Below are 19,514 nucleotides of genomic sequence, written 5' to 3' on the forward strand. Positions count from 1 at the left end.
TTTAAAAGGTGAAGATTAATTATAGTTTTCTTAATTTTAGACCACTATTCTTGCAGGTTGCTTTTAAAAGGGACCATAAGTCAAAGCTTTTACAAGTATAATCAGCTAAAATGAAGGCATAAAAGCGTGAATAATCCTAACCAGAATTCTCCTCTTTCAGACCTCTTACACCTTAAAATTCCTCAATTTCGCTATGGATCAAATCTTATCTTTGGGGATATTACTCTGGATCTTATGCTAAACGGTTGGACCGGACTGGTGGGGCGCAGTGGGGTGGGAAAAACAACTTTAATTCGTTGCTTAAGCGGACTTGAGCGTTTGCGGATGCCCTTAAGGACAGTATTAATGACCCAACATGATCAATTGCTGCCCTGGAAAACAGTGATTGAGAACATCATTCTGAGTGATGTATTGCAGCGAAAAAAGCCTGATTATAATCACGCTCAAACGTTACTATATATGATGGGATTAGAGGAGCATGAGAAAATGCTGCCGCAAACTTTATCGGCAGGAATGCGCCAACGGGTGGCTTTAGCGCGGACTTTGTATCAAGAAGCTGACTTAGTTTTGCTCGACGAGCCTTTCAGCGCCCTTGATGCTTTAACACGCGAACAATTGTACCCTTTAATAGTGGAGGCTTTACGTGGCAGAACAGTTTTAATTGTCTCCCATGATCCTCAAGAAATAATCCGCCTCAGTCATCGGGTTTACTTAATGTCCGGTAAGCCAGCCCAGCTTCGGTGTTTGGAGTATACCCTGTATGGCAAGACACCGCGATTCTTAAACCAGCCCCTTGTCAACCAATATGCTGCCGATCTTATTGAACAACTTCACAAGGAATTACCATGATCTTTTTTATTCTGTTCCTAAGCTTAATGGCGGCATGGGGTCTGTTCAGTTTTAGCATGCAAGTTGATAGCTATTTTCTTCCATCCCCCCTCAGCGTGATGCATTATATGGCCGAAAATTGGTGGCTATTAGGGCACCATGGACTTTTAACATTAGCTGAGATAAGTGGTGGCTTAGGCCTCGGCCTTATAGCAAGCTTAGTAACAGGCTTCAGAAGTCATTATTATCCCCGATTGCAGCGATTACTGATGTCATTTTTCCGCACCATGCAAGCGCTGCCAATGCTTGTATTGCTTCCGTTGCTGGGAATGTGGCTAGGTAAAGGAATGGCGAGTAAGATGACGCTTGTGGCTGTGTCTTCTTATTTTTTGATGGCTGCTAGCCTACTGCAAGGCTTAAGTTCATCTCCGACTCCTTATCGAGACTTGGCTCACACATTTCATGCGCTCCCCAGAATGCGTTGGCGTCATATATTATTGCCGTCAGCTTTACCTTGCCTTTTAAATGGGATGCGACTGGCGCTGGGATACGCGCTACTTATGATATTAACGGTTGATTGGATGGGCGCTACTGAAGGACTTGGCTACTTAATTATGCTTGGGCATGAACGAATCCAGCTCGACATGATGTTCGCTGGTATTCTAATATTTATCTTGCTAGCGCTCATGCTAAATATGCTGCTTTCAGCTATTGAATATAAACTGCTTTACTGGAAAACAGAGAACTTATGAAAATCTTGGCTATTTTATGGTTTGTTGTTACAGCCTGTTGGGCAACGCCCGTCACAGTTTATCTCGAGGGGAGGCTAACTTCCACTTACGCAGTTCTAATTGTGGCTCAGCAAGCCGGATTATTTGCCGAGCAAGGCCTACAGGTATCGTTGGTTGCTGGTAGGGGGGAAGAAGAAGGGAATCGGCAGGTGGTCGCTGGTACCGCTGATTTCACCATCTCTAAGCTTTCATCGCATTTAATTCGATGCTGTAATCATTCTCTGCCGCTGGTAAGGGTGGCAACCCTGATTGATCGCCCCTTGCAATGCTTGATTGTTCAACCAAAAATTAACTCAGTGGCAGAGCTTAAAGGTAAACGCCTCGGTTATCGAGCAAGCTTAGGCGAAATTGCTCCCTTAAAGTTAGCAACGATATTGGCAAACGTTAATTTAAAGATTACTGATATTACGCTGGTGCCGCTGACGAGTAGTCTGGTTCCGGCCTTTCTCTCCGGGGACGTTGATGCGGTGTTGGGAGAGTGTTGCCCTTATGAGTTAAATAATATTTATAGCCATTGTTCCCAGGTCCACATCTTTTATTATGAAGAGAGGGGGATTGACGGGTATGATCCGATTATTATTATTGCACATCGCCACCGTCCAGAAAATGTTAAGGCTTTTGTTACTGCGCTGCAAAGAGCGGTGGATCTGATGCATTATAGTCCCGAGCAATCATGGAAATACTATAGTCAAGGGGTGTCGGAAAAGGCTAGTTATGCTAATAAGACCATCTTTATGCAGATAGCGCCGCTGCTGGTCAAAGATGTAGGCTTGCTTTCTATTGAAAAATATAATAGATTGGCCCAATTTATGAAGAGGAGTGGCATCTTGACCAAAGATATCCCTCAAAGTTATGCAATTGATGGGAGTCTTTAATGCGCGTGCTCATTTTGACAGGCCCAACCGCCAGTGGGAAAACCGCTTTAGCCTTAGAATTAGCGCACCAATTAAACGGTGAAATTATTAATGCTGACAGTATGCAGCTATATCGCCACTTACCCGTGTTGACCGCTTGTCCTACGGTTCAAGAAAAAAAGGAGATCCCTCATCACCTGTATGAAATTCTGGGAGATCATGACCTTAGCTCTGCTGGCTGGTGGGTAAGTCAAGCTGTCCATTATATTGATCAACTTCTCGAGCGCGGGCGAGTGCCCATTCTTGTGGGTGGCACAGGTTTATACTTGAGATCTTTAACCTCGGGAATCTCCCCTATCCCCGAGATTCCGTCCTCCATTCGTGAGGAGGCGCGTCGGTTAGCCCAAGCGCCCAGTTTTCATGAGATAGTGTTTGCGTTTGATCCCATGGTTCGCGGCAAGCTTAAAGAAAATGACCGCCAACGGTTAAGCCGGGCCTGGGAGGTCAAGATGGCAACAGGGCGATCAATAATAGAATGGCAGCAGGAGAAGTCTCAAGCTCTTCCCTATGAGTTTCAAAAAATCGCTTTGGTGCCAGCAAGATCTTGGTTGCATAACCGTATTAATGCCCGCTTTGATCTGATGATGTCTCAAGGAGCCTTGGAAGAAGTGCAAGCCTTAAAGGCGCGTCCCCTTCGCCCTGACTCCCCCCTCTTAAGAGCAGTGGGAGTAAAAGAGTTATCCGATTATTTGAACGGCCAGACAACCCTTGAGCAAGCAATAGAATTGGCCAAAATTGCCACACGTCAATATGCTAAACGGCAATTGACGTGGCTGCGCGGACAAGCGCAAGATTACGAGGTAAGGCATGTGGGCGCATAAACAGTTGCCTGGGGTTATCTCTCATCCTGTGGCCGGAGAAATTAAGGTAAAAACCCATCCCCGCTCCAAGCGGCTGCGGTTGTCTTTTCAGCTGCCCTTCTTATTTGTGCTTACCATCCCACCGCGCACATCGGAAGCCAAAGTTCACCGATTCTTGGTCGAGACAGAGGCGTGGATTACCAAGCAAGTGGCTGCCGCCCAAGCCATAAAAGGCGACTCAAGTCGTGAAATTTTATTTCAAGGCCTCCCCTATCAAATTGCCCAGCAGCCGTTAGGAAAGCGCGATCTTTATCAAATTGACGCCCCGGCACAAATTATCCTCTTAGATCCAGTTGGTGCATCCGTTTCTCAACGAATAGAGTATCTGTGTCGTAAAGAGCTTAAGAAACGGTTACCCAGTATTATTGAACATTATTCACAGTTAATGGGGCTGTTCCCTACCAAAGTTGCTATCCGTGATACGCGCTCCCGCTGGGGCAGTTGTTCAAGCGCTGGGCATATCTCTTTATGTTGGCGGCTAATTATGGCGCCTCAAGAAGTATTGGACTATGTTGTGGTCCATGAACTGGCCCATCTGCGCCATATGAATCATTCGCCTGAGTTCTGGTCCGTTGTCGCTGATTATTGTCCTAGATATAAAGAGTACCGGCAATGGTTGAAAGCTAATAGTCGACGATTGCATGCAACCTAGTAGGGACGGGGGCCATAATAATTTTCTAAACGGCTCTGGCTATCTAAAGGCGCAGAATGGCAAACATTGTGTCCCAGGCTATGATAACAATATAAAGGTTCCGGTTCTTTTTGATCATGGGGCTGCTTGGCCCATCCCTTTTTAACTAAGGCTTCTGAGTCTGGTCGAAATACCATGAACGGATTGCAGCCAGCTTCGATAAGAGGAATCCCCCCTAATAGAAGGCCGTAAAGTATCGCTCTATTTGTCATGGTTATTGATTTATCCATCTAAAAAACTAACCTTTTTTCATGTTATGTATCCAGATTATGTATGCATAATTTAATATATCGTAAACAGTTAAAATTTTATCATTAACGGTTTGTTGAGAGGTTGGGGCTTATAGTAAAGAAAATAGGAGTAAATTAGTGATGATTTTAGATATTGGACTCGATAAAAAAGATCGCAAGTTAATTGTAGATACGATGGTGGGAGTTTTGGCCGATACAGTAATTCTGGCCTTAAAAGCACGAAACTTTCATTGGAATGTTGTCGGTGCCAATTTTAAGCCTCTTCACGATTTATTCCAAGAAATTTATGAGGACTTAGATCAAGCAGCGGATATCCAAGCTGAAAGAATTCGCGCCTTAGGATTCCATTGTCCTGGTAGTTATGGAGAGTTTATAGCAGTTAGTTCTATAAAAGAGGAGCAAGGAACGCTCGAAGCTATGGACATGATCAGGCGAATTATATTAGATATAGAACTGCTTATCCGTCGCTCAGACGAAGTCAAAGTTGTTGCCATGTCAGTGAATGATGATGCGACAGCCGATGTTATGATTGAGCGTCTTCAAAGCTTAGGTAAATTTGCTTGGATGCTCAGAAGCCATTTAGAATAAGGAAATAATAATTAATGCGTTCTAACGTTGTAGAAGCCATAACCGGTGCTATCGTTTTAGCGGTAGCAGCTGGGTTTTTTTATTATGCGTATAGCAGTAGTGGTACAAAAGTTATCCATGGATATGATTTGTATGCCAACTTTGATCGCATTGATGGTCTAGTGGAAGGGAATGATGTCAAGTTGAGTGGCGTCAAGATCGGTGATGTTAAACATATTGAGATCGATACTAAAACCTTTCTAGCGCGCGTCAATATTACTGTTGATGCTTCCATTATCTTACCTCAAGATACTTCCGCGCAGATTGCCAGCGAGAGTCTGATGGGGGGGAAATATATTGCTCTGGTGCCAGGTGCGAGCGAAGAAACGCTTAAACCCGGGCAACAGATTACTTACACTCAGTCTGCTATCAGTTTAGAAGGCTTGATTGGCAAGTATCTATTCACTAATAATGGAAAAGAGGACACAGCTACAGAGAAATAGAATGCATGGTTAAGCGAGAAAAAGGGAGAGACAAGCAAAGGGTGATTGCGATTGGTGCCCTCTTCTGCAGTTTAAGTTATTTTTCTGCTAGTTTAGCTGCGCCCGTAAATCTTGAAATCTTAAACAAGGTTTCGGCCAAAAAGACTCCTCTACAGATAGAAGCGGGGACCACAGTTATGGTTCATGATATGCGAATCATTACTGGTAAATGTTATACCCATCTGGATTCTTTTGAAGGAGCAGTCTACCACTTACCCGTCCGTATTTGGTTGGATCAAGACTCAGAAGAACCGGTAGAACTTTATGCAGGAGAGCTTGTTTCTTCACCGCGCTACCCTTCAAAGCCAATTGAGCATTCTTTATATGATATTATCCTTGTCGAATGTGATTAGTCGTTAATCGTGCTTATCCAGAAAGGAAGAGTCTCGGCGATCGTCCTTTTCAATTTGTCCTATTGAGATTCTGCCCCATATATAATAAAGTTTGAGTATTTTTTAGAACTTTTTAGAGAATTATAATGAAACTTTATAAATACTTATTCCTTTTTACAACTATCAGTTATGTCTGTGGCAGCGAACCAATGGATATTTTTTCTCCTTGGGAGAGAAGAAATGATCCTCTATTACAAGAGCAAATAGCTGCCAGTGAAACGCTGAAAGAGGCAATGTGTTTAATTGTAAATTCTTATCCAAAGGGTAGTATGGTGGGGTTTCTAGCAGAGCCGCCCAAATATGATCCATTTATTATAATCCTTCATAAACTGGCAGGACAAGAAATAAACCCTGTCCAGGTAATGGAGAAAATTATCTATAACAATCTGTCACCGAGCCAAGTGACCTACATGTATCATCCCCTACTAATGCCAACAGAGCGTCCATACTTGGGTGATACTCCCTATGAACATGATGTTAAGCAATTTATTACTAAAGTTATAAACCCTGATCATGAAGTAGTAACTTATGGAGGCTTGATCGAGCAGAAGAAGCTGGAGATAGTAAATGGATTAAATGTAAAGCTAGAGCAATTTGCTGATCAAAGAGCCAACTTTAAAAATTTTTTTAATTCCTTTGTAGAAAATAGTCGCTATTTAGAATCACAGCAAATAACACTTGTTATCGCTAATGCCTTCAAGACTTTTGCGCGCAGGGAACCTTTTCTTGAGCTAGCTAAGCATGCTGAGGAGTTTGTACTTTATATAAGGGAGAAGAATCTGCTATCTAAAAATCAATATGAGACCTATGTGGAATTTACTGTTATGCTTTTTATGAGTATAAAAGAGTTGCCTACCCACGAAAAATTAACTGAAGCATTAAATCTTATATGTCTTCCTGATCATATTCTTCTTTTCAAGGATTACCTGAAAATGATCATTTTTAGGGATGCCCGTTTTAAAAATGATCAATCTTTTAATGAAGAAAGTGCTGGCGAGTAAATAATCTATTCTAAAAAGGCTGCTTTTATCCGTAAAGGTGCCTTGTTTTCTTTAACCCTAGTCTGAATTGTAACCCACGCTGTTAATTCAATATTAATTAATCTTAACAAAGCAGTTAGTAATAAATAGTCAATTTTTGATAAATAATAGATTTTCAGTAAAAACTGATCTAACCTTAATTTTAGAGACTTCTTTTTAAGGAGACGAAATGGGTGTCTAAGAAATGGGCATTGATCAGTGCATCAAGCGGCTGGGGCGCATCAAATATGGGCACCGGCACTGGGGCTCAGGAACTCTGTCAGAGTTTAGATCCATTAAATCTTCATAAGCAAAAATTTGAAAATATTTTCTTTGATAAGTCGTATCACATCCTCGCCCATCCGGAGGGCATAGCTAATCCTCGTTTACCTTTGTCTGATAAAGAAGGGGAGCTCCGGCTTGCTAACCTCACGGATACTATAGCACAGGTTTACAATTATACTCTCAACTGTTTAGAACAGGGCTATTTCCCGTTCGTCTTAGGCGGAGACCATTCTATTGCTGTTGGGACCTGGTCGGCGATTCATCACTTCCATCAGCGAGATTTTGGACTCATTTGGATTGATGCTCATCTTGATTCTCATACGCCTGATACGAGTCCTTCTCAAGCACGGCACGGCATGCCCCTGGCTGTTTTAATGGGACAGGGGGAAAAGCCATTGATCTCAATTGGCGGCACTCAGGCTAAGCTAAAACCTGAAAACTTAGTTATTATTGGGGCGCGTAGCTTTGAGACGGGGGAGCAAGAGCTTTTAAATCGGTTGGGTGTACGCATTTTCTATGGCGAAGAAGTCCACCATAAAGGATTTGATGCTTGCTTTAATGAAGCCATTGCTCAGGTTACGCGCAACAATCAATCCTTTGGAATTAGCTTTGATATAGATGTCTTTGATCCCACAATTGCACCTGGAACAGGGGCAGCTGAACCCGATGGGCTCTGGGAGGATGAGGTATTGATGGCACTGACTAATATACTCGCTCATGAAAAGGTGCTGGGATTTGAATTAGTCGAATTTAACCCCCAGCTTGATACCGGGCATAAGACACTTAAGCTAATCTGGAAACTTGTTTATTCGATAATGGGGAGACGATAATGGACAGCCATATATCAACCACAGCAGCCATGCCAAGATCAGCGAGCGCTCAGGCGTGCATGGATCTTGAAGACCGCTGGGGGGCGCACAACTATCATCCTCTGCCTGTGGTCTTATGCAAAGGTGAGGGCGTCTGGCTGTGGGATGTCGAAGGCAAGAAATACTTAGATATGATGTCAGCCTATTCTGCGGTAAGCCATGGCCATTCTAATCCGCGTATTGTTTCTGCTTTGATTGAACAAGTCAATAAACTGGCAATGTGTTCCCGCGCTTATCATAATGATGTCATGCCGCGCTTTTTAGAAAAGGTCTGCAAGATGACGGGGATGGATCGAATGCTGCCGATGAATACAGGCGCGGAGGCGGTCGAAACAGCTCTAAAAGCGGTCCGGCGTTGGGGCTATCAAGTTAAAGGAATTCCGGCTAACAAGGCCGAAATTATTGTCACTTCCCATAACTTCCATGGCCGTACGATTGGTATTATAAGTTTTTCTTCAGAAACAAGTTATCAAGAAGGATTTGGTCCATTTTTACAAGGGTTTAAAGCTGTTCCCTTTGGGGATGTGAAGGCAATTGAGCAGGCAATCACGCCGAACACTTGTGCCGTAATAACGGAACCCATTCAAGGTGAAGCTGGCATTATTGTCCCGCCGCCGGGATGGTTGAAACAGGTCGCAGAGGTTTGCCAGAAGAATAATGTTATGTTGGTGGTCGATGAGGTCCAGAGTGGTTTAGGGCGGACAGGGAAAATCCTTGCGTGTGAGCATGAAAATGTTAGCCCTGATGCTGTTATCCTTGGCAAAGCGCTGGGTGGCGGGGTCTTCCCGGTGTCTGGCCTGGCGGGCAAGCGCCATTTAATGGATGTATTTACCCCTGGCAGTCATGGCTCGACTTTTGGTGGCAATCCTTTAGGAGCAGCGATTGCTATTAAGGCTCTTGAGCTATTAGAAGAAGATCACATGTGCGAACGCAGTCAAGAAATGGGAGCTTATCTTAAAAAGCAGCTTCATTCCATTGGTTCAAAAGCGGTTCGTGAAATTCGCGGCCTTGGCTTGTGGATTGGGCTAGATATAGATCCTAATTTTATTTCTGCCCGTCACGTGTGTGAAAGATTAGCAAAATTAGGTGTGCTTTCTAAAGAGACCCACGAGACTGTTGTCCGTTTAGCGCCGCCTTTAGTTATTACTAAGGAAGAAATTGATTGGGGGATTCACCGCCTGAGACAAGTCTTAACCGAAATTTGAAATCTATAATAATTTAGGATGTTAATCAGGGCTTATTTAGGCTGATCTTTTTTTCTGACATAAAGTAATTTGTGAACTTGAGCAATGATATTGCCTTCTTCATCAACAATATTGGTTCTAAATTCTGGTTCGACTTTATAATTGGTCTCAGCCAGCTGCCGTATCCGTTCGATCTCTGCTGGCGGTATATGGAAACAGGCCTTCACCGTCCCCTTTCCAGGTTTCTTAAATTGGATGCGAGCTGCTTTATCCCAAATAATGTAATCATTTCCAAGATTTTCCATCAAGATCATCATGAAGAAGGGATCCGTCATTGCATATAAAGATCCGCCGAAGTGGGTCTTAACATAATTGCGATTCCACCAGCGTAGCTTCATTTCCACTATAACTGTATAAGGGTCTCCCCCTGCACTCTTGACGCGGATGCCCGCCCCCAAATAAGGAGGCCACAGATTAAGAATGGTCCTAATTAGCGCCGAGCGTTTAATCATCTCTTCATCATCCTCAATTGAAGGCGAACTAGAACAGAGGCCGCTACTGCTGAGAGTACCATGAAGCCAATCACAGGCGAGATAGAGTCATAATGAGTACTGGAAAGAAGACCCACAATCAAAGAAAGCGCTAGATTTCGCATCAAAGCAATATAGGACATGGTCAACCCTTTATTACCGGGGTTCATATCGAGAATCAGCGTGGCTGCCGATGAAATCATAAAGGTTGAGCCGAAAGAAAAAGTGGAAATGATGCCAATAATAAGATAGGGATCTTCCTTAATAACACCGATCATCATCAAACCTGCGGCAATAATAAAGGCTAAAGTTGTCATCAAGCCAACCTTTAAACATGTCGCTAATCCTAGGCGTTCCACAATCGACTTATAAGTAAGGGCACCAATAAATTGCAGTGATACAGGAACAGCTTGAATATAAGCGTATTGAGTCGGAGTAAAAAGAAAAGTATCAATATATATAAAAGGGCTATTAACCGTAAAGATACCGTTAAAGCAGATTGGTAAAGCATGAATCATCACTAAGATAAGGGCGGTTCCACTCATCAGCAACATGCGCATTCCCGCGACCCCTTGGGTAGGCGCTGCTGCAACTTTTGCTTTGTCGTTTGTTTCTGGCAGGGAGGGCCATATAATCATTGCCATAAGGATCATAGCAATCAAGTTGGTGGCAAATATATAGCGCCAACCAAGATAAGTTAAAATCTCTGCCCCCAGGATAGGAGCTAAGGCAAAGACAATCGGATATAGACTTGCTAAAATTCCCATATAGCGAGCTAAGGTTGCGCCAGCAAAAATATCAGCTAGAAGGGCACCACTGAGAACTGATAGACCGCCTGTACCCATGGCTTGCAAGCACCGACCCGCAAAGAAGACCTCAATGCCGGGGGCAATTGTACACAATAAAGCCCCGATAATATACATGCCGATGCCAACCATGACAAAGGGACGGCGGCCGATCCTATCTGAATAGCGGCCAAAAGGGATACCCATAATCGATGAAAGAAAAGGATTAACCAAAAAGGTCAGCTTCATGATCGAGTCTTCAACGCCAAAAAGCTTAGCTAAGTAAGGGGCAGCAGGAATATAAATGTCAATTGAAGAAATCAAGATTATATTCAGGCTAAAGATCAACCAAGCAATATGTTTTGGAGTAAGTGTCATTAAAGTTTCCCTAAAATCTCTCCAATATGGCTAGGGATTTTTACTTTACGCCAAATATGGCTAATTATCCCTTTTTCATCAATAATAAATGTGGCACGATCAATTCCCATATATTTGCGGCCATACATTGATTTTTCTATCCACGTTCCATACTTTTCACATACTTCACCGCTCTCGTCGCTCAAAAGTGGGAAGGTGAGTTGATAGTTCTCTCTAAACTTTTGGTGGGATTTGACAGAGTCTTTAGAAATGCCAATCACTTGCGCCCCTTTGGCTGTGATCGCATTAAGGTTATCACGCAGATCACAGGCTTGACGCGTGCAACCACTCGTATTATCTTTGGGGTAAAAATAAAGCACGGCTTTCTGACCACGCAGATGCGACAAAGTTAGCATCCCCTCCTGATCACTGGGCAGAGTGAAGTCTGGAGCCTGGTCGCCAATAGTTAGCATGAATTACCTCAGTATTTTTATTTATTAGCCAATTTAGCCTAAAGTATACCACTAATGGTGAAGAAACAATTAATCTTTCTTGTTTTTCTCTAAGTATTAATTCTGTTTAATTAAGGTGGCAGTAGCTAAAGCTGCTAATCCTTCTCCCCGCCCAGTAAATCCTAACTTTTCAGTAGTTGTGGCTTTGACGCTGACCCTATCTTGCCCGATGGCGAGAATTTCATCAATACGCGTACGCATCAGCGAGCGATGCGGCGAGATTTTAGGGGCTTCCCCGATTACTGTCACATCCACATGCGAGATATTAAAACCCTCCAGGCGTGCCAGCTCGGCTGCATGACGCAAAAACTGCGCAGAATCAGCGCCTTTCCACCGAGGATCACTAGGTGGGAAATGGTGACCAATGTCCTCCCTACACAGGGCCCCTAATATAGCATCCGTAATAGCATGAAGCCCCACATCCGCATCAGAATGACCCTGCAGGGAGAAACCGCAAGGAATTTTTAGACCACAAATCATCACGCCATCCCCTGCTGTTATGGCATGCACATCAAATCCGTTCCCTACTCGAATATCCATATCAGTTTCCTCTCAAATCGCCTTGAAATGTAATTTTTATATTGTCTTCTGAGCCTTCCACAATACGGACAGGAAGCTTAAACGATTCTAGTAATGCTGCCTCATCCGTAAAAGAGAAATCTGTTGTCTTAGCGAAACACTCTACAATCTTGGCATAATGGAACCCTTGCGGGGTTTGGGCACGCCATAATTCATGCCGGGGCAACGTTTGCTGGATAACCTGGTTGCTGACTTGTTTAATGGTATCGATTACTTGAACCGCCGGTATACAGCCAGGCGCCAGTTCTAAGCCATCGATGACCCGTTGGATGAGGGCCTTGTCAACAAATGGCCGTGCCGCATCATGGATAAGAACATAATCAGGGCTATAAATTTGTAGAGCATTAAGACCCGCGAGCGTTGAGGCCGCCCGAGTGGCCCCTCCAAACACAGGCGGGGGCAGGGTTAATCCCGCTATAGCAGTTTGATACAGTTCAGCATGGTTGGGATGAATAACGGTTAATACCGTTTTAATATCCACAGTTAAGAAAGTTTCAATGCTGCGACGGATTAAGGGTTTTGAGGCAAGGGGTAAATATTGCTTGGGAACTTGGCTGCCAAAGCGCGTTCCTGTGCCACCTGCAACAATAACGACTGCTATCCTTTTTGATTGCTGCGTGAAATCCATCCACCCCCCAATACTCTTGTCCCTTCATAAAAGACGCAAGCTTGTCCTGCCGATACACCATACTCTGGTACAGCAAATTCTACAAGAGCTTCATTGTTACTCAAGTTTTGAACAGTTGCCGCAATGCCTGGATGAGTGGAACGAATCTTCACTATTAAACTCTGGGGGGTTTGGAACCGTTCTGCAGCTTCTAACCAATTTACTTCACGTACTAAGATTTGATGCTTGGCAAGGGCTTCTTTGGGGCCGATAATAACTTGCTTAAGGGTCGGCTCAATCTGGATGACATATAAAGGTTCTGCCGCAGAAATGCCCAGCCCTTTGCGTTGGCCGACAGTGTAATTAATGATGCCTTGATGGTGGCCGAGAACACGTCCGTCCATATGCACAATTTCCCCCGCATCCAGGGCACCGGGGCGCAACCGCTCGACCACAGCGGCATAATTGCCGTTCGGAACAAAGCAAATGTCTTGGCTATCGGGTTTGTCGGCAACTTTTAAACCAAAGCGATGGGCATGCTGCCGTGTCTCTGTTTTCGGCAATCCGCCTAAGGGAAAGCGCAGATAATCTAATTGATCCTGGGTGGTGGTAAAAAGAAAATAGCTCTGGTCGCGGGTAGGATCAACAGCGCGATGAAGCTCGCTCCGCTGGGCCCCGGGCAGACGCTGAACATAGTGGCCGGTAATGAGGGCTTGGGCCCCCAAGTCTTGGGCCGTGGTCAGTAAATCCTTAAATTTAACCTTTTGATTGCAGCGCACACATGGGATCGGTGTTTCTCCATTAAGATAACTGTCAGCAAAGTCATCCATCACACTTTGCTTAAATACGCTTTCATAATCGAGAACATAGTGGGGAAAACCTAGCTTGTCCGCAACGGTGCGGGCATCATATATATCCTGCCCTGCACAACAGGCACCTTTTTTATCAATCATCTGACCATGATCATAAAGCTGCAAGGTAATGCCGATGACTTGATAGCCAGCCTCGACCATAAGCGCTGCGGTGACAGAGGAATCCACTCCGCCTGACATAGCAACAGCTACTAAGGACCCATCAGCGACTCCATCAAGTTTAAAACGATTCGTCATAAATTTTGATTTTCTTTTCAGTTAATTGTTAGCACAAATATAAGAACTTTATGGCCAAATTGCCAAAGGAATTAATGCTTAAGCCTAAAAATAATGCCTTGGATTCGAGTAATAATACTTCTTAACTGTTTTCAATAAAATAAAAACTTTAGACAGGGTTAACCGTCTAAAGTTTAGAAGATGTCAAGCGTATCTCCAATAAAGAAAAGCTCGATTGGGGTAGTAAGAGCTTTATCTACTGATTGCCAAAGCGGGTAAACCTTTGTCTTTCAATAGCGTCATTAACATTCTTGATTGTTTCTTGCGCCTCAGCAATCAACTCTTGCTTGGTAACTTGGTTAGCGCGGAGAGATCTAATTGCTGTCGACGTTAGCCGTGAAGCATTGGTGTTAACGATTTCTTCGGCTGCCGTGCGGATAGCTAATAAGCGTAGCAGATAATTGAGATCTGCTTGCGAATAAACGGCAATCGATTTGTCTTCTATCCATTGCCCCTTCCTGCCTTGCTTCATTTTAACGGTACGGCCATCATTTAAAGGATTACCATTTTGATCGACCATCGGAGTAACAGGCGTTTTTCCGTCTTGCATAATTCTGTTGCCATAGCTGTCCTGATTGCCGGCCTGAACAGCCTTCCTTACACATTCTGCTAGATTCCATTCATCCCCTTCACCAAAGCGAATGCGAATTTCTTGTCCACCAACTTGAATAATTCTGGTGCACATGCTTTTGCAGACGGAAGCGCGCATTTTGCTGCGACAGACGGATCCTGAGTTGCATAGCTTACATCGTGTCTTCTTAGCTGCCAGAAAGCGCAGGGCTGAGCCAGCTGAACTGCGTGCTTCCCTAAGAACGTCGCGGGCAATAGGGATGACAACGGGCCCGATGGCGCCTGCGATTAAAGCTTCAACAGCGTGAGTATGCTGAGGTGCTGTGCCAAATAAACAAATTACCAAAGATAAGCGTTTGATAAATGAGAGCCAATTCATGGATATCTCCGATCAAAATAAATACATCTGTGTAATATCATTCATAAAATAGGTAAAGAATTGTTTAAGGTTGCGTAAAATTTCTAAAAAAGACGCGGCGTCAATTAACTAAGCCTTAAAAAGACTATTTAATGTAGAGTCATATAAAGTCTCTGCTTTACGGGAATTCTTCATACAGATTTGTCTAATAATTGAGACTTTATTTATAGGATAGTTATTCTTGAAAATTTGAGATTTAAATCTTATCTAATTGTTATTAGAGGAAGATTTGGATAAAGACGATGAGCCAATATAATTGTTTTCGTAAATATTTTAGAAATATTCTAAGTGCAGCGTTAGGCAGTATTACCTTGTTAACAGCAGCACAGCCCGGGTCACAAGAGCAGCAGCAACTTGCTTTGTTTGGCAAGCCGGGGACGTATGAAGTAAGCTTGATTATCGAGCCCTCGACCTTAAAGGATGCGCTATCGTCCCGTTTTCCAAGCTTATTTAATGGGCGCAGGGAATGCAGTCTTATACCTCTGGAAGTTGCTCGTAATTTCGGGCGCGCTGCGTTGGATCCTTCCTTTCTGTTTAAAGACTCAGAGAAGCGCAGGGTAGCTGGCACCATAAGAGATGAAATTTCTAAAATTTCTGTTACTTATCCAGCCTTTAAATCACTTGTTAATGAAATAGATCAAGATTTGATACAGGATAATTTAAATCCTTTAGGATTATTCAGCTATACCTTCCAAGTGCCAGCGCTTATTACGGCTGGGTTATCTACCGATCCTCAAGCACTGCCACAGTATCAAGCCGAAGTGTATTTTATTTTAAAACAGGAAATTGAAAGAAGGGAGCGACTGCTCGCTAGGTGGGATAGTTTTTACCCTTCCATAGAGGGTGGTTTAACACCTATTACGCCAGCCAACTTGAAACAATTACACGAATTATTGAGAACCAAGTTTGAGCAATCTGCTCGGCCTTTAGTCTATTATCCCGTTTTTGGTAAAAGCAAGCTTGGTCTTGCCACCTTAGTTGAAGGATATATTCAGCGTGTTTATCCGGTTGCCATTCCCTATGCTACTGAATTTGTGCATGGTATCGAACATTTACCTCTCGCATTTACTTCTCATGATTATCAACATGCTTATAGCCATTTTAATATGGTCCAGGACCGAAACTATCAAGCTACACGCAAAATTCTTTTTGAGTTAGCCTCAGTTAAAAAGACACCCAGTGATCTGATTCCTCCTGTAGCTAATTTTATGACGGCCCAATCAAATTTATTTGAAGATACTCTGCAAGATCTTCTCAATCTTTATTTTACTTTCACTCTTCCCCGTCAGGGCGTAAAAACTGTAAAACAGGCTATGGTCGGGCTGTTTTATTTGATTCATGAAGAAATGTTTGCTCTTCCTGCTTCTATTTACAGGGTCCATAATCTTGATCAGGTTTTAGAAATATTTATGCGGCCTCTTTTCATAGAGTCTGACGCTCGAAAGAGGGAAAAATTTTATAGACAGAATTTGCTGCAAGTTGATCTAATAACAGGCAAATTTGATCTCACTCCACAGCAAATTGCTGAAGCCCTTTTAGCTGCGGGCGTCCCACCAATGGATGGAGAATTAGATTTTAAGCATTTAGATAATCTGAAAGATCAAGCGTATCACATTGACCTGGAAGATACTTTGACAGATGTCGAGGTGAATTTAAGCATCGAAGGCACAGGAAATTATAAATGGTTTGTTAAAAAACTGTCCTATATATTAGCGGACTCACAAGACAAGTTAAGTCTATTCAAAGCAGCAGGATTTGACATCAAGTATCCTACCCCTGAAGAACTGCATTCTAAGAATGGACATGCGATTGCTATCGCTTATTTGGAGCAAACTGATAAAGGCTTGCGTGATTGTTATCGGGTGTTACGGCATACTGCTGCTGAATTAGTTGGCGTCGTTCCGGCTGGAGAAACGCGTTCACTCTGGCAGCGGTACTGGGATAAGTCTCAGGCCATCGAGCGGAAGTTTAAACAGATCATTGCACAAATTGATTAAACCATCCTTTCGAGTATAAAAAAAGCCCGCACAGTGTTGGACTTTTTAATTAGTCGCTAAATAGTCTTAATGGCAGCGGTAACAATGATAGTTTTCAAGGACGCGCTGTACATAGTTGCGTGTTTCCGCATAAGGAATGGATTCCACCCAATCAATGACATTGACCTGTCCTGAGCGTGGGTCACCAAAGTCTTCGATCCAGCGGTCAACGGCGGCTGAACCAGCGTTATAGGCAGCAGCGACTAGGATAATCGAGCCGCGGTACTTGTCCATGAGATCTTTTAAATGGTAAGAACCAAGGCGGACATTATGATGGGGGTCGGTTAAATTTTTTCTCTTAATTTTATAACGCTTTTCTGTAAGCGCGGCTGTGGCCGGCATCAATTGCATGAGTCCCTTAGCACCCGCTGAACTGACCGCATCATGTTGGAATCGGCTTTCTTGGCGGATAATGGCGTGGGCAAAAGCCGGCTCAATCACCTGCTGTGGAACATAGTTCAATCGTGGATAGGCCGCAGGGATCAGAGGGTAATCAGTTTTCATGATTTTCTTGTATACTTTTAGACCTTGATGCTTACCTGCGGTCTCGTGAACAATTTGCGCAAGTAAAGCTTGCTCTTCCGGGCTTTTAAGTTGTTCCCCCAAGCTTAAGGCGAAAGCTTCTGCTAAGGCTGTCTCCTTGATTTCTTGCAGTAAACGCATATAGGCGAAGAGCTCACGCCCTTCAAGGGAGCGGCGTACGCTGGCATCAAATTTCGCGAGTTTAAGTTTTGGGGCCGGCATCTTGCCGTTGAGTTCTTTGTGAGCCAATTGACCATAATAGGTGGCAATATGTTTTTGGGCTTTTTGCCACCACATCTGTGCCTGAGCTTGATTGCTGAGATCTTTTTCAGCACGCCCCAACCAATATTGAGCACGAGCAACGCTGACCGGCGTGGAAACGGATTCATTTAGATGCTCAAAATGTTCTTTAGCTTGCTCTGGATTCTTCAAAAACCTTAAGCATAACCAGCCGGCTAACCATTCAGCATTGGCAAAGTTTTCACCCTTTTTTAGGCCATGGTCTTTAATTGTGTCGTAGGCGGCTTGATATTTTTTATCTTCTAACAACCGTCGGGCAATGAGGTTGCGTTCGACCCACACGGCTTCTGGGCTAGGGTGATTGGCTAAATGCTGGAGACTTTCAGCAGCTTTCTGATCTTGGCGATGTTTGCGATAAAAACGCGCTTGTTCAAAAGCGATACGCGGATTGTCAGACGTCAGCACCGGGGCTCCCTTAATGATCTGGAGACGGGTCTCAATTTCCTTACGCAGTTGCGGTTTTAGTACTGGACTGATCACCTCAGCGGCGGGAAGTTGATTTTTGTCCAGCAGATCATGCACTTTTACCAGAAGGGTCTCTTCCGGTAATAGAGGGCGATAGGACTTGATAAGCTCTTTTAAGTCTTTTTGTCCCATTTCAATGGCAATAAAGGCTTGGCGAAATTTTTGATCATCATGTTGATTCTGCGCTAATAAAGCTTGGCCAAAAGCTTTTAAGCCTTTTAAGCTAATGGGTGGGAGTTGACGAAACCAAGAAATAATCTGCGTCGCCGGTGTTATGGATTCATAGAGCTGCTTTTCGATTTGCCGCTGAATAGCTGTCGAGCGTGGCCAATTGGGGTGTTTTTCAAGAAAGGCACGAGCCTGGGAAAAATTAGCAGTCTTTTGAGCCTTGAGCCACATTAACAGGGTGTAGCTTTTAGGACACTGACCTTGGTTAATGGTGACACCCTCAGGGCTTAGCCGGATTGCCTTTTTTAACTGAGCACCACATTTTGCTGCTTCATTAGCATAATTTTGTGATAAAGTAAGGGACAAGATTAGAAAGCTAAGTGATAGTTGTCGCATCCGTGCACCATGAATAAGGAAATAAAATGAAGTTTTCAGGTTCTATTGTCGCTCTAATAACACCATTTCACAATGGGGAAGTTGATATTAATTCTCTAAAAAAAATAGTCGAGTGGCACCTGGTAGAAGGGACTCAAGGCTTTGTGGCATGTGGATCTACAGGCGAAGCAGCGTTGTTAACCGCCTCGGAACGCCGCTTAGTTTTAGAAACAGTGGTAAAGGCGGCGGCAGGGCGCGTCCCGGTCATTGCGGGCTGTGGGGCTCCCGCTACCCATGAAGTGAAAGCCATGATGGAGGAAGCGAAAGCGCTGGGATGCGATGCCGCCCTAGTGGTTACGCCCTATTATGTAAAACCGACCCCCGAAGGCGTTTATCAACACTTCAAGGTTTTAAATCAGATCGGATTGCCGATTGTGCTTTATAATAACCCGGGCCGGGCGGTGACAGGGTTAAGCGTGGATACGGTTGTTCGTTTGGCCGAGCTACCGATGGTCGTTGCCATTAAGGATTCTTGCGAGGACTTAACACGGGTTATCAAAATGCGCCAACGCATCAACAAGGAATTTAGCTTTCTTTCAGGCGATGATCCGATTGCGACAGCTTATATGGCCCATGGCGGCGATGGCGTCATCTCAGTGAGTGCTAATGTGGTGCCGCGGTTAGTTCAGCAACTGATGGATGCTTGGGTCAATAAAGACATAGGGACATTTTCAAAGTTGCGCGACCAATTGTTAGCCGTTCATGAAGCTATGTTCATTGAGACCAGTCCCAGCCCCATTAAGTACGCTGCTTCCCAACTCGGTCTTTGTAATTCAGAAGTTCGATTGCCATTAGTGCCGGTAACGGATGCTGCTAAAAGTGTGGTTGATCACGCTTTAAAGACCGTAGGCTTGCTGGCGGCTTAATGGCTAAGGTTAAGAATTGATAA

At 43.9% G+C, this 19,514-nt stretch carries 20 protein-coding genes and 1 pseudogene; 13 read left to right on the top strand and 8 right to left on the bottom strand.

Features of this window, described 5'->3' with window-relative positions; translation table 11 throughout:
- Positions 1-126: 126 nt before the first annotated feature.
- From HMO_RS0104535 to HMO_RS15465, 5 genes are read left to right on the top strand one after another with little or no spacing between them, the layout of a single operon-like run.
- Positions 127-849, top strand: a complete 723-nt coding sequence (locus HMO_RS0104535) for an ABC transporter ATP-binding protein (protein ID WP_010299218.1) — start codon at positions 127-129, stop codon at positions 847-849.
- On the top strand, positions 846-1,580 hold the full coding sequence (locus HMO_RS0104540; protein WP_010299221.1) for an ABC transporter permease: 735 nt from the start codon (positions 846-848) through the stop codon (positions 1,578-1,580). Before HMO_RS0104535 ends, HMO_RS0104540 begins: the two co-directional genes overlap by 4 nt.
- Positions 1,577-2,494 carry an ABC transporter substrate-binding protein gene (locus HMO_RS0104545; protein ID WP_010299224.1) on the top strand — a complete coding sequence of 306 codons (918 nt, stop codon included), beginning with the start codon at positions 1,577-1,579 and terminating at the stop codon, positions 2,492-2,494. The genes HMO_RS0104540 and HMO_RS0104545 overlap by 4 nt, the downstream gene beginning before the upstream one ends.
- Positions 2,494-3,354 carry a tRNA (adenosine(37)-N6)-dimethylallyltransferase MiaA gene (gene miaA / locus HMO_RS13765; protein ID WP_010299227.1) on the top strand — a complete coding sequence of 287 codons (861 nt, stop codon included), beginning with the start codon at positions 2,494-2,496 and terminating at the stop codon, positions 3,352-3,354. The genes HMO_RS0104545 and miaA overlap by 1 nt, the downstream gene beginning before the upstream one ends.
- Positions 3,341-4,045 (top strand): M48 family metallopeptidase, encoded by a 705-nt coding sequence (locus HMO_RS15465; RefSeq protein ID WP_010299230.1) that lies wholly within the window; start codon positions 3,341-3,343, stop codon positions 4,043-4,045. The genes miaA and HMO_RS15465 overlap by 14 nt, the downstream gene beginning before the upstream one ends.
- Here the strand turns inward: HMO_RS15465 and HMO_RS0104560 are convergent.
- Positions 4,042-4,314 (bottom strand): hypothetical protein, encoded by a 273-nt coding sequence (locus HMO_RS0104560; RefSeq protein WP_010299232.1) that lies wholly within the window; start codon positions 4,312-4,314, stop codon positions 4,042-4,044. The two genes, HMO_RS15465 and HMO_RS0104560, sit on opposite strands and share 4 nt — an antisense overlap.
- Positions 4,315-4,455: 141 nt before the next feature.
- Between HMO_RS0104560 and HMO_RS0104565 the strand changes: the two genes are divergently transcribed.
- From HMO_RS0104565 to rocD, 6 genes are all read left to right on the top strand, one after another.
- Entirely contained in the window at positions 4,456-4,923 is a 468-nt protein-coding gene (locus HMO_RS0104565; protein WP_010299234.1) for a Dps family protein, read from the top strand.
- 14 nt (positions 4,924-4,937) lie between these two features.
- Positions 4,938-5,405 (top strand): outer membrane lipid asymmetry maintenance protein MlaD, encoded by a 468-nt coding sequence (gene mlaD / locus HMO_RS13775; RefSeq protein ID WP_010299235.1) that lies wholly within the window; start codon positions 4,938-4,940, stop codon positions 5,403-5,405.
- Between the two features lie 5 nt (positions 5,406-5,410).
- Positions 5,411-5,797 carry a DUF2155 domain-containing protein gene (locus HMO_RS0104575; protein ID WP_010299239.1) on the top strand — a complete coding sequence of 129 codons (387 nt, stop codon included), beginning with the start codon at positions 5,411-5,413 and terminating at the stop codon, positions 5,795-5,797.
- A 125-nt stretch (positions 5,798-5,922) separates the two neighbouring features.
- A complete protein-coding gene (locus HMO_RS0104580) occupies positions 5,923-6,837 on the top strand; it encodes a hypothetical protein (RefSeq protein WP_010299241.1) in 915 nt (304 codons plus the stop codon).
- A 212-nt stretch (positions 6,838-7,049) separates the two neighbouring features.
- Positions 7,050-7,970: an arginase gene (locus HMO_RS13780; protein WP_010299242.1), complete on the top strand. Its 921-nt coding sequence runs from the start codon at positions 7,050-7,052 to the stop codon at positions 7,968-7,970.
- Positions 7,970-9,214 carry an ornithine--oxo-acid transaminase gene (gene rocD / locus HMO_RS0104590; RefSeq protein ID WP_010299244.1) on the top strand — a complete coding sequence of 415 codons (1,245 nt, stop codon included), beginning with the start codon at positions 7,970-7,972 and terminating at the stop codon, positions 9,212-9,214. The genes HMO_RS13780 and rocD overlap by 1 nt, the downstream gene beginning before the upstream one ends.
- 32 nt (positions 9,215-9,246) lie before the next feature.
- Here rocD and HMO_RS0104595 read toward each other — a convergent pair whose 3' ends face one another.
- The 6 genes and pseudogenes from HMO_RS0104595 to HMO_RS0104625 all read right to left on the bottom strand — a co-directional run bounded on the left by HMO_RS0104595 (position 9,247) and on the right by HMO_RS0104625 (position 14,660).
- Positions 9,247-9,705 (bottom strand): DUF4442 domain-containing protein, encoded by a 459-nt coding sequence (locus HMO_RS0104595; RefSeq protein WP_010299248.1) that lies wholly within the window; start codon positions 9,703-9,705, stop codon positions 9,247-9,249.
- The gene (locus HMO_RS0104600; RefSeq protein WP_010299251.1) at positions 9,702-10,886 is read right to left on the bottom strand and encodes an MFS transporter; all 1,185 of its coding nucleotides are present in this window, start codon (positions 10,884-10,886) and stop codon (positions 9,702-9,704) included. The genes HMO_RS0104595 and HMO_RS0104600 overlap by 4 nt, the downstream gene beginning before the upstream one ends.
- Complete coding sequence (gene bcp / locus HMO_RS0104605) at positions 10,886-11,338, bottom strand: thioredoxin-dependent thiol peroxidase (RefSeq protein WP_010299254.1); 453 nt, start codon at positions 11,336-11,338, stop codon at positions 10,886-10,888. Before bcp ends, HMO_RS0104600 begins: the two co-directional genes overlap by 1 nt.
- Positions 11,339-11,434: 96 nt before the next feature.
- A pseudogene (locus tag HMO_RS17625) lies at positions 11,435-12,584 on the bottom strand (bifunctional 2-C-methyl-D-erythritol 4-phosphate cytidylyltransferase/2-C-methyl-D-erythritol 2,4-cyclodiphosphate synthase).
- Positions 12,554-13,672 carry a tRNA 2-thiouridine(34) synthase MnmA gene (gene mnmA / locus HMO_RS0104620; RefSeq protein ID WP_010299257.1) on the bottom strand — a complete coding sequence of 373 codons (1,119 nt, stop codon included), beginning with the start codon at positions 13,670-13,672 and terminating at the stop codon, positions 12,554-12,556. Before mnmA ends, HMO_RS17625 begins: the two are co-directional and overlap by 31 nt.
- 235 nt (positions 13,673-13,907) lie before the next feature.
- Positions 13,908-14,660, bottom strand: coding sequence for a hypothetical protein (locus HMO_RS0104625; RefSeq protein ID WP_010299260.1), 753 nt, complete (start codon positions 14,658-14,660; stop codon positions 13,908-13,910).
- 281 nt (positions 14,661-14,941) lie between these two features.
- Between HMO_RS0104625 and HMO_RS0104630 the strand changes: the two genes are divergently transcribed.
- Positions 14,942-16,696 (top strand): hypothetical protein, encoded by a 1,755-nt coding sequence (locus tag HMO_RS0104630; protein ID WP_010299264.1) that lies wholly within the window; start codon positions 14,942-14,944, stop codon positions 16,694-16,696.
- Between the two features lie 66 nt (positions 16,697-16,762).
- On the opposite strand, the gene HMO_RS0104635 is transcribed toward HMO_RS0104630, so the two are convergent.
- Positions 16,763-18,586 (bottom strand): lytic transglycosylase domain-containing protein, encoded by a 1,824-nt coding sequence (locus tag HMO_RS0104635; RefSeq protein ID WP_010299267.1) that lies wholly within the window; start codon positions 18,584-18,586, stop codon positions 16,763-16,765.
- A 26-nt stretch (positions 18,587-18,612) separates the two neighbouring features.
- On the opposite strand from HMO_RS0104635, the gene dapA reads away from it, so the two are divergent.
- Positions 18,613-19,491 carry a 4-hydroxy-tetrahydrodipicolinate synthase gene (gene dapA / locus HMO_RS0104640; protein ID WP_010299270.1) on the top strand — a complete coding sequence of 293 codons (879 nt, stop codon included), beginning with the start codon at positions 18,613-18,615 and terminating at the stop codon, positions 19,489-19,491.
- Positions 19,492-19,514 lie beyond the last annotated feature (23 nt).

Source organism: Candidatus Odyssella thessalonicensis L13 (assembly GCF_000190415.1).
Taxonomy (GTDB): Bacteria; Pseudomonadota; Alphaproteobacteria; order Paracaedibacterales; family Paracaedibacteraceae; genus Paracaedibacter; species Paracaedibacter thessalonicensis.